The following is a 7,463-nucleotide window of genomic DNA, read 5'->3' as shown; positions in this document are numbered from 1 at the left end:
ACTCATTTTTGCGGTCTTCAAAAATGAATCCTTTAAAATGAGTTAGCTGCGAGTTCTGCTTTTAGCAGTTTATCTGATGTGAAGATAATCATTGAGTCAGTAAGAATGCTTGTCTGCTGATGTACGTAGCGAATATTTTACTAGATAATCGAAACGATTTTATTCATTAAATAAAAAGAAGGCTGACCACTAAGTGAAACTCACTTTGGTCAGCCTTTTTTAAAATATTAATTCTCAATATTTCTTACATAGTTTTCGAAGTAATCATTTAGGTCGTTCTTGACTTTTTGATACTCCTCTTCAGTATACTCTTTCTCTTCTAACCGCCCTTTAAAATTAGGCAGATCCAGATCTTTTTTTAATCGTTCAATCACTGCTTCTTTGTCCATAATCATTTCCTTTCTACCCGAAATACACACAAACAGCTTCCGGAGCAAAAACATCCTTTTGAATCATTGTCAATAAACCGTTCTCTTTATCGCGACGGTAAAGAGTAAGATTGTCGCTGTTCTGATTTGCTGCGACAACATAAGCACCATCTGGGCTCAAAGCAAAATCTCTAGGGAAATCACCTTCAGTAGAAATGATTTGGATAGTCTCAACGCTTAAGCCATCCTCTGCGATTGCGAAGGCTGCAATAGAGTTGTGACCACGATTTGATGCGTATAAGAACCGTCCATCATTAGAAACACGAATAGCTGCTCCACCATTTTCACCATCAAAATCTTGTGGTAAGGTGGAAACTTTTTGTTTTTGAGTAAAGCTGCCGTCAGTTTCATCGTAGGACAAGACACTAACACTGCTGTCCAATTCACCAAAAAGATAGGCAATAGCTTTATTAGGATGGAATACCAAATGACGCGGTCCCGTTCCAGGCTCCGCAACGTAAACAGCAACTTCTTCAACCTCACCAGCTTCAGTAACATCATACGTATAGACACGGTCAGTACCTAGATCACACACAGCTAGACGTTGATCCGGTGTCAAATCTGTGTAGTGGGTATGCGCCTTGTCTTGATTTTTATGAGGGCCTGTTGGTTCCTTATGGAAAAGAGACGCTGCTGCTTCAAGTGAACCGTCAGGTTGAATTTTATATGTGTTCAATGCACCTTTATGGTAATTTGCGCCGTATACTAATTGACGGGCTTCGTCTACCGCAACATAGCAAGGTGCAGCGCCTTCTTCTGTGGCTGCATTCAAAAATTTATTTTGAGAATCATAACTGGAAAGTCCGCCTTTTCCCTCGCGACTGGTCACAGAATATAGGGTCTGCTGCTTACTCTTCGTAAGGTAGGTAGGGCTGGTTTCTTCTGTTACTAATGTTAAGTTGTTTAATGTCTCCTTCGCAGTATCTAACTCAATTTGATAAATACCTTGACTAATGCGTCGTGTGTATGTGCCTAAAGTAATCGTGTGAATCATTAAAAAACCTCCTTCATTCTATGTCCATTTTAGCAAGTTTATTCCCACTTGGATAGCGCTAACTTTGTGATATAATTGAAAAATAAACAAGAAAAGAGCGTGACATATGACAGTGACAGAAATTACTCAAATTGGAAAACATGCGATTAACGATGAAAACATTCTAGTTCTTTTTGGTGAGAGCATCACGCCAGACTTGTTGGATGTTTCGATCGTTCAAAAGAAAATTAATGAAGAATTGGTTGAGCTAAAAAAAGGCGGACAACTTATTTTTGGCGATCAAAGCTATCAAATAAATGGGGTAGGACCATTAGCGAATGAAAATCTAAATGAAATTGGACATGCGACTGTTTTCTTTCAAGAAGAAGTTGGCGCGATTCCAAACGGGATATATGTTACCCCGGAAAAGCTTCCTAAATTGGAAGTCGGAATGAAAATCAGTTATCAGTAGGAGCGTGAGTGAGTGGATAAAAAGAAATTAACGCAGAAGACCTCTTGGTTTTGGAAATGGTTCTTAAACAGTCAAGTGGTTGTGGCACTGATCATCGTATTGTTGCTGCTGTTGATTGCGTTGGTCTTTACAAAAGTATCCTATCTGTTTGAGCCTGTTGGACAATTTTTTGCTATCGTAGGCTTGCCGATGGTAATTGCGGGGATTCTTTATTATTTAATGAATCCAGTTGTCAATTTTTTAGAGAGAAAGGGCATCAAGCGAACGATAGGGATCGTGTTACTATTTATTGCCGTTGTGGCATTAATCATTTGGGGGATCGTGGTTATTATTCCTCAGATTCGGGAACAAGTGGGCTCAATGATGAGAAGCTTGCCAGGATATTTTGATACGATTAGTGACAAGATAAGTGAGATCTTCAAAGATCCAGCCTTCCAGCCATTTCAGCAGCATATTGATAATAGTCTGCAGAAAATATTGGAATCCTTAACAGAGACTGCTCAAAATATTTCTCGTGTGACGCTACAGGGCTTAGGAAGCGTTGTGTCGACTCTTGCAACCGTGGTGATTGCGTTGATCACCGCGCCGATCATCTTGTTTTTCCTATTAAAGGATGGCGATCAGTTAGCACCATATATCCTTAAGTTTCTACCGACAAAGACACGCAAACCAACACTGAGAGTGATGACTGAAATGAATTCCCAGTTGGCTTCGTATATTCGCGGACAGTTGACTGTGGCTTTCGCAGTGGCGGTAATGTTCATTATTGGATTCTCTTTAGTAGGAATGAATTATGCTATCACATTAGGAATCTTAGCAGGATTTTTGAATTTGATTCCGTATTTGGGTTCGTTTTTGGCCATGGTACCAGTCGTGTTCATTACGATTGTTACTGGTCCGATTATGTTGATTAAAGTGATTATTGTTTTTGCGATTGAGCAAACAATCGAAGGTCGAATCGTTTCACCATTGGTCTTGGGGAATCAATTAGAAATTCATCCAGTAACAATCATGTTTGTATTGTTAACAGCTGGGAAAATCTTTGGTATCGCTGGTGTGATCTTAGGGATTCCCTTTTACGCCGTGGCGAAGGTTATCGCTATTCATGTATTTGAATGGTACAAAGGAGTTTCAAACCTTTATGAGGACGAAGAAAAAAATCCTGTCGACGAGTAATCGACAGGATTTTTTGTGTTTCAAAGCATGGGTTTGCTAAAATTGAGCAGCCAATGCTTTGGCTTTTTCTTTAGCCGCTTCCATAATTTCAGGTGCTCTCGATGGATCATAGTCTGCACCTTCAATATAAATGGAATCAAATTCAGAGATACCGATAAAATTCAAAATTCCTTTAACGTATTGTGCAGAGAAATCTTGACCGTTATATGTACCGCCACTTGATTGTATGTGAAGAGCTTTTTTATCTGTAATCAATCCGGTTGGACCTTCTGCCGTATATTTGAAGGTTTTACCTGCGACGTTGATTGTGTCAAACCATGCTTTTAATCTTGTTGGAATATTTAGATTCCATAAAGCATTGGCGATGACGATTTTTTCACTAGCTAAAAATTGATCAGTAAATTCATTGAAAACACGAACTTTTTCTTGTTGAACGTTACTTAATTCTGTAAAATCAGCACCTTTTTGCAGCGATTTCCAAGCCGATAGCAGGTCGCCGTCAATTTCGGGGATATCTGTATAATACAAATCTAACATGGTGAAAACATCTTCAGGATGACTTTCTTGATGGGCCTTAATGAAAGTGTCCAAAACAGTTACAGTTTGTGAGTCTTCTGCGGCTAACGGATGCGCATTCACTACTAAAACATTTGCCAAAACTAGCACTCCTTAAATTTAATTACAAACGAATCGTACACAATATATCTAAAACAGACAATTTATTTGCTCAATGCAAACATTAAAAACATTTTTTGTTAACTTGCTAGATATTGTTTATACGCAGAAGTTCCACCAATCACATTTACTACTTGGTAGCCTTCATTTCTTAAAAATTGCGCCATCGTTTTTGAACGACCACCAAATTGAGTGAACAGGTAATACGTTTTACCTTTGTCAAGTTGGCTTAAACGATTAGGCAATTGGGTTAGCGGAATACGGGTGACATTTGATCCTTCTGATAGCTCAAAGGAATCATTTAAATCAGGGTCTCTCAAGTCCAAAACATCCAAGGGTTCTTTCGCGGCAAGCATCATAAATTCTTTTGTTGTTACTGAGTAATTCATTTTTCTCAACAGCCTTTTCTTTCTTAAGATTGATTTCAACTCTAATATATTTATTGTCTTATTACAAGTGTTATCATAGTCATTTTACTGGAATTTGATGAAAAGTAAAGAAAACATTCAAAAAATTTTTATTTAGAGAAAATATTGATAAGCATTTTTCTTGCATTCATAGAAAATCATTTATTCTTTGGTAGAAGAACAGTGAAAAATTTTCCCAGAGTTTAAAATTATTTATAAAATGATATTGCTTGCGCGAAACCGATCGCATCGTTAAAATGGTAGTGACGGAGGGAAGAGAATAATGGGAAATTTTCATTTAGGGAAACTTAATTTAAAAACGATCGCTATTCGAGTACGAGATCGTGACGGATTGATTCACTTCTATCGTGATATTATTGGCTTACATTTATTGCGGGAAGAAAATGAATTGGCAATTCTAGGATATAAAGATCCAGCCAGCGAATTGCTTTGGTTGGAAGAAAGCCCACGGGCAGATGAACATCGTGGAGAAATAAAAAAGATGCACCGCTTTTCACTAGTTGTGCCTAATGTAGAAGAATTAGCGAACGTTTATTATCGAGCAGAAAAAGAAAACTATCCAGTCAAATCTGCCTTGCAGGCGGATGATGAAAAGGGCTTGCTCTTTGAAGACCCTGAAGGAAATGAGATTGAAATTTTCTATGCTCCTAGCAAGGAACGTTCAACTTCGGAACCGATCGAAATCGATTTTACCGAATTGTTAACCAAGGCTACAAAGCGGGAAAAAATTCATGGTGCTTATTTTGACAAGGTTCACTTAAATGTGAGTGACTTGAAGAAGCAGCAATCATTCTTAGAAGATATTCTGGGATTGAAGGTGCATGATGAGAGCGATGAAGCCTCTCTTTTGAACAGGGGCGATTTTAATGTAGGGTTAACAGCAGCTACTGGTGGGACAATTGATTTACCAACAGACAAAGTTTTAGGTTTAGATTTCCTACAATTTAAAGTCTCGAAGGAGACATTGTCAGAACTGCGTCAGCACTTGGCTGAAGAACAGTTAGACTATTTTTGTGATAAGAAAAAATCACTGATTACCCTTTACGATGCAGCAGGCATCGAATGGTGGTTCGTATTGAAATAATAAAAGCCGCGAGAAATCGCGGTTTTTTTCTATATATGGCTGCTGGCTAAAAATAAAATCTTTTTTTAATTGTCCGAAGCTTTCAAATTTTATTTTATGCTATACTTTTTTGGGTAATATTTTTAAGGAGGACGGTCATGTATCCTGAAACACGTCATTTAATTGAAGAAAAAATGAGAGACGGTGTTTTTCCTGGTGCAGTCCTTCGTTTTATCGAAGGCGAGCAAGAGGAAGAAGAAGTCTACGGATTTGCACAAATCGAACCAACAAAGCTTGCCATGCAGGAAGATTTTCTTTTTGATGTCGCCTCTTTAACAAAAGTGGTCTGTACGACGACGGTGATGCTAAAGCTCAAAGAAGAAGGGAAAGTCTCTTGGGACCAATCGCTGCACGAACTATTACCAGAATTTCAAAATGAAACGATTACCATTCGACATTTGCTGACCCATACATCGAATATCCAGACCTATATACCGAATCGTGACCAGTTGGATGCGCAAGAACTACGTGGGGCCTATCTAACTCTTCAACCAGGGGACAAACTTGGAGAAGTGGTTCAATATACAGATGCGGGAACGATTTTGCTAGGCTTTTTGATTGAAGAGCTTTATCAAAAAGACGTTATCGAAGTATTCAAGGAGGAAGTTTTACAGCCGCTTGGTCTGTTAGAGAGTATCTTTTTGCCACAGTCGTTAGAGGATAAAATCGTTCCGACAGAAAAGCTTCCTAACGGGACAATTTTGAAAGGCGTAACGCATGATCCAAAAGCTCGAGTCTTGGCTGAGCATGCCGGCAATGCAGGTCTTTTTACGAATGTGAAAGATTTAAGTAAATTTGCAAAAATGTATTTGAATCTTGGACGTGTTAGCGATATTATTTATTTGCATGACAAGACAATTTTAGCTTTACTTAACGATCAGACACCAAACAAAAAAGGAAAACGTTCAATTGGGTGGGACTTGAAATTCAGTCCATTGGATCAAACACCATTACTTTTTCATACAGGGTATACAGGGACTTTTTTGATGCTGGACATCATAAAAAAATCTGCCTTCATTTTTCTATCCAACCGTGTACACTTAGAAGATCATCGAGAAAGCTATATTACTCACCGCGATGAGATTTTGAACTGCTACTTAAATGAGCGGATGAAAAACTATCAAAAGTAATGAGAAAAGAGAACCCAATCGAATGATATTGGACTAGGTGAGTAGTATTAGACTTGAAAATAAATCGAATAAAAAGGAGCAAGAATCATGGAACCATTATTTTTAAAACCAGTTTTTCAAGAAAAAATTTGGGGCGGTAATCAATTACACACCGTTTTTGGCTTTGATATTCCTAACGATAAAATTGGAGAAGATTGGGCGATCAGCGGACATCCTCATGGCGTTAGTATTGTAGAAAATGGCCCATATAAAGGCTGGAAGATTAGTGATCTTTGGAGCGAACATCGTGAATTATTCGGAAACGCTGAAGGGGATGTCTTTCCATTGTTGACGAAAATTTTAGATGCGGAGGATGATTTATCGGTCCAAGTTCATCCTGATGACAGCTATGGGTTAGAACATGAAGGTGAATTAGGAAAGACAGAATGCTGGTACATTATTAATGCAAAACCAGGTTCGGAAATTGTCTACGGACACAACGCAACCACACGTGAAGAGTTGGCAGCAATGATCAAAGAAGAACGTTGGGATGATTTATTGCGCCGTGTCCCTGTTAAACAAGGAGATTTCTTCTACGTACCAAGCGGAACGATCCATGCGATCGGTAAAGGAATCATGATTTTAGAAACGCAACAAAGTTCGGATACAACTTATCGTGTTTATGACTACGATCGCAAAGATGATCAAGGGAATACCCGTGAGTTACACATCCAACAATCTATTGATGTCACAACAGTTCCTGCAATTAGTCCTGAACTAGAGGTTTCTGAAAGTAAAAAAGGAACCTCATCAGTGATCACTTACCTAAAAACAGATTTCTTTAACGTTTATGAATGGGATGTTATTGGTGAGCTTTCTCTTAAAAAAGAGGGCGACTATACACTAGTAACCGTTGTTGAAGGCTATGGAAACTTGATCGTTGACGGTCAAAGCTATGAAATGAAGCCTGGAACAAGCTGTATTCTACCAGCTCAAATCACAGAATGGAAAGTTGAAGGCGAGATGAAGATAATCGCATCAACGCCAGGAACGAAATAAAGAAAAAAATGACCATCAGC

Annotated in this window: 9 protein-coding genes; 5 read left to right on the top strand and 4 right to left on the bottom strand. The window is 38.5% G+C overall.

The genetic code is table 11. The annotated features are described in order from the left end of the window. Positions 1-227 precede the first annotated feature (227 nt). Both RV13_RS21060 and RV13_RS14700 read right to left on the bottom strand, forming a co-directional pair. A complete protein-coding gene (locus RV13_RS21060; RefSeq protein WP_169794381.1) occupies positions 228-389 on the bottom strand; it encodes a hypothetical protein in 162 nt (53 codons plus the stop codon). A 13-nt stretch (positions 390-402) separates the two neighbouring features. Then, positions 403-1,422, bottom strand: coding sequence for a lactonase family protein (locus tag RV13_RS14700; protein WP_028021303.1), 1,020 nt, complete (start codon positions 1,420-1,422; stop codon positions 403-405). Positions 1,423-1,528: 106 nt separating this feature from the next. Here RV13_RS14700 and RV13_RS14695 point away from each other — a divergent pair, with 106 nt between their 5' ends. Continuing rightward, entirely contained in the window at positions 1,529-1,873 is a 345-nt protein-coding gene (locus tag RV13_RS14695; RefSeq protein WP_010745777.1) for a PTS glucitol/sorbitol transporter subunit IIA, read from the top strand. A 12-nt stretch (positions 1,874-1,885) separates the two neighbouring features. Then, positions 1,886-3,049, top strand: coding sequence for an AI-2E family transporter (locus tag RV13_RS14690; RefSeq protein ID WP_060789506.1), 1,164 nt, complete (start codon positions 1,886-1,888; stop codon positions 3,047-3,049). A 36-nt stretch (positions 3,050-3,085) separates the two neighbouring features. Here RV13_RS14690 and RV13_RS14685 read toward each other — a convergent pair whose 3' ends face one another. Together RV13_RS14685 and RV13_RS14680 are read right to left on the bottom strand one after the other, a co-directional pair. After that, positions 3,086-3,706 carry an NAD(P)H-dependent oxidoreductase gene (locus tag RV13_RS14685; protein WP_010745779.1) on the bottom strand — a complete coding sequence of 207 codons (621 nt, stop codon included), beginning with the start codon at positions 3,704-3,706 and terminating at the stop codon, positions 3,086-3,088. Positions 3,707-3,804: 98 nt separating this feature from the next. After that, positions 3,805-4,113 (bottom strand): rhodanese-like domain-containing protein, encoded by a 309-nt coding sequence (locus tag RV13_RS14680; protein ID WP_028021304.1) that lies wholly within the window; start codon positions 4,111-4,113, stop codon positions 3,805-3,807. A 301-nt stretch (positions 4,114-4,414) separates the two neighbouring features. Between RV13_RS14680 and RV13_RS14675 the strand changes: the two genes are divergently transcribed. The 3 genes from RV13_RS14675 to manA all read left to right on the top strand — a co-directional run bounded on the left by RV13_RS14675 (position 4,415) and on the right by manA (position 7,443). Then, positions 4,415-5,236: a VOC family protein gene (locus tag RV13_RS14675; RefSeq protein WP_010745781.1), complete on the top strand. Its 822-nt coding sequence runs from the start codon at positions 4,415-4,417 to the stop codon at positions 5,234-5,236. A 137-nt stretch (positions 5,237-5,373) separates the two neighbouring features. Beyond that, a complete protein-coding gene (locus RV13_RS14670) occupies positions 5,374-6,405 on the top strand; it encodes a serine hydrolase domain-containing protein (protein ID WP_028020373.1) in 1,032 nt (343 codons plus the stop codon). Between the two features lie 87 nt (positions 6,406-6,492). Beyond that, a complete protein-coding gene (manA, locus tag RV13_RS14665; RefSeq protein ID WP_028020372.1) occupies positions 6,493-7,443 on the top strand; it encodes a mannose-6-phosphate isomerase, class I in 951 nt (316 codons plus the stop codon). Positions 7,444-7,463 lie beyond the last annotated feature (20 nt).

It is taken from the genome of Enterococcus raffinosus (assembly GCF_001886185.1).
Lineage (GTDB): Bacteria > Bacillota > Bacilli > Lactobacillales > Enterococcaceae > Enterococcus_A > Enterococcus_A raffinosus.
This window is presented reverse-complemented; position numbering and strand designations above follow the sequence as displayed.

Excerpts from the sequence above, each read along its gene's own strand:
- manA (WP_028020372.1), top strand. The coding sequence starts at position 6,493 with ATGGAACCATTATTTTTAAAACCAGTTTTTCAAGAAAAAATTTGGGGC.
- RV13_RS14670 (WP_028020373.1), top strand. The coding sequence starts at position 5,374 with ATGTATCCTGAAACACGTCATTTAATTGAAGAAAAAATGAGAGACGGT.
- RV13_RS21060 (WP_169794381.1), bottom strand. The coding sequence starts at position 389 with ATGGACAAAGAAGCAGTGATTGAACGATTAAAAAAAGATCTGGATCTG.
- RV13_RS14700 (WP_028021303.1), bottom strand. The coding sequence starts at position 1,422 with ATGATTCACACGATTACTTTAGGCACATACACACGACGCATTAGTCAA.
- RV13_RS14695 (WP_010745777.1), top strand. The coding sequence starts at position 1,529 with ATGACAGTGACAGAAATTACTCAAATTGGAAAACATGCGATTAACGAT.
- RV13_RS14680 (WP_028021304.1), bottom strand. The coding sequence starts at position 4,113 with ATGAATTACTCAGTAACAACAAAAGAATTTATGATGCTTGCCGCGAAA.
- RV13_RS14675 (WP_010745781.1), top strand. The coding sequence starts at position 4,415 with ATGGGAAATTTTCATTTAGGGAAACTTAATTTAAAAACGATCGCTATT.